Here is a 1,667-nt window from a genome sequence, read left to right on the forward strand (position 1 = left end):
TGCTCATATGTTCACGATCGTGGTAGCCTTCATACCGTCGTTATGAAGGCCTTTTTTTCGGGCAACTGCGCAACCAATCCAAAGTGTTATATGAAAGGGATGCAATGCATTGTAATAACCATTAAATCAAGGGAGTGTTGTTTATGAGTAAAGAGTTTTCGTTTACACGGATAGGGTATGTCTATGTACCGACTACAAATATTGATGAATCAATAGAATGGTACACTCGTAACTTAGATTTTAAATTGAAGAATAAGTTCCAAGATCGCGGTTCGTTTTTGGCAGTATTACATCATCCTCATAAGAATTCTATTGCATTACTACTTATAGAGACTGAAGACAACAAGACATTAGAAATATCTCGGAACGGAAAAGCCTTTCCGATCATGGCCATCAATTGTCCAGATATAGAATTTACTCATAATTACTTGAAAGGCAACGGAATTGTAGTTGAGGACTTGCATACGCTCGGAGCCGGGGAGGCAAAGTATTTTTACTTCAGAGATAACCAAGGAAATTTTTTAGAAGCAGCGTGGTCTATATGGGATCCAAAAGATGAAATTAAAGAAGAATTTCAAATCAATAAAATATTTTGAAGGTAAACTCATAGAAGGCATCCCATCATATAGCAATTCATTCACGCGGCAGGCTGCAAGCGTCCCTTGGTCGTCACCAAGAGGGATTTCGGGGAAGATGAAGCAGGCGACAACCCTGCACCGACTAAGCGCATCACGCTCAGGCCTTCGGCATTTAAGTCGTTTAGGGTTCGTGAATGCGGGAATGTTATGTGAAATCCCTTCAAGTGCTTATAAAGAGAGTAATAGTTAATGCAGATCGTTATTAGGTTATTAGATAAGTAACAAGAAATTCCGTTTGATCTCTTGTTAATTGCTGATCCCTCTAGAGATTTAGTGGAAGATTATTTTCACGGTGGGTATTGTTACTTGGCTTTTCGAGAGAATGAATTAGTCGGAGAATTTGTATTAATTCATACGCATTCTCAAACCATTGAAATAGTAAACATGTTTTAAAAGAACAAGATAGATACAGATTGGGGGATTTTCATGGAGAAGTATACCCATCTAGGAGTTTATGGAGTATTAATACATGACAATAAAATACTCTTAATTAAGAAAGCTAGAGGTCCACATACAGGAAAGTGGGATTTACCTGGTGGAACAATAGAATTCGGAGAAGAGCCATATGAAACTTTGAGAAGAGAAGTGAAAGAAGAAACGGGAATAGGTGAGATCAAGGGAAGAATAAGAACGGCGGAATCTTATGAACTGATCTATCCGTATCAAGAAAATCAATTAGAGGAAATGCATCATATAGGAATAATCTACGATGTAGAAATAATTAATCATAATTATGAATTGAAAACAGATGGAGATCAGGAAGATTCATTGGGTGCAAGATGGATAAGATTGAAGGAATTAGAAGAAATGGAAGTAACACCAATGATCAAGATGATATTTAAAGATAGAAATTAATAAGATAAATTCTAAGATGCATTTTCAAGATGTAAAAAAAGCTATAGATAGTAAGTAACTCAAGAAAAAAGCAGCATCGGATAACACTTTGGATTGGTTGCGCAGTTGCCCGAAAAAAAGGCCTTCATAACGACGGTATGAAGGCTACCACGATCGTGAACATATGAGCAGAAA

General features: G+C 37.0%; 2 protein-coding genes. Both read left to right on the forward strand.

The features are described 5' to 3' along the window. Positions 1-143: 143 nt before the first annotated feature. Positions 144-596: a VOC family protein gene (locus J2T13_RS26170; RefSeq protein WP_429375642.1), complete on the forward strand. Its 453-nt coding sequence runs from the start codon at positions 144-146 to the stop codon at positions 594-596. A 468-nt stretch (positions 597-1,064) separates the two neighbouring features. Further along, a complete protein-coding gene (locus J2T13_RS26175; protein ID WP_429375643.1) occupies positions 1,065-1,493 on the forward strand; it encodes an NUDIX hydrolase in 429 nt (142 codons plus the stop codon). The last annotated feature ends 174 nt before the right edge of the window (positions 1,494-1,667 follow it).

The organism is Paenibacillus sp. DS2015, assembly GCF_050433705.1.
Taxonomy (GTDB): domain Bacteria; phylum Bacillota; class Bacilli; order Paenibacillales; family Paenibacillaceae; genus Paenibacillus_AQ.

What these genes read in the sequence shown, in the direction of transcription:
- J2T13_RS26170 (WP_429375642.1), top strand. Translation starts at nt 144, where the DNA reads ATGAGTAAAGAGTTTTCGTTTACACGGATAGGGTATGTCTATGTACCG.
- J2T13_RS26175 (WP_429375643.1), top strand. Translation starts at nt 1,065, where the DNA reads ATGGAGAAGTATACCCATCTAGGAGTTTATGGAGTATTAATACATGAC.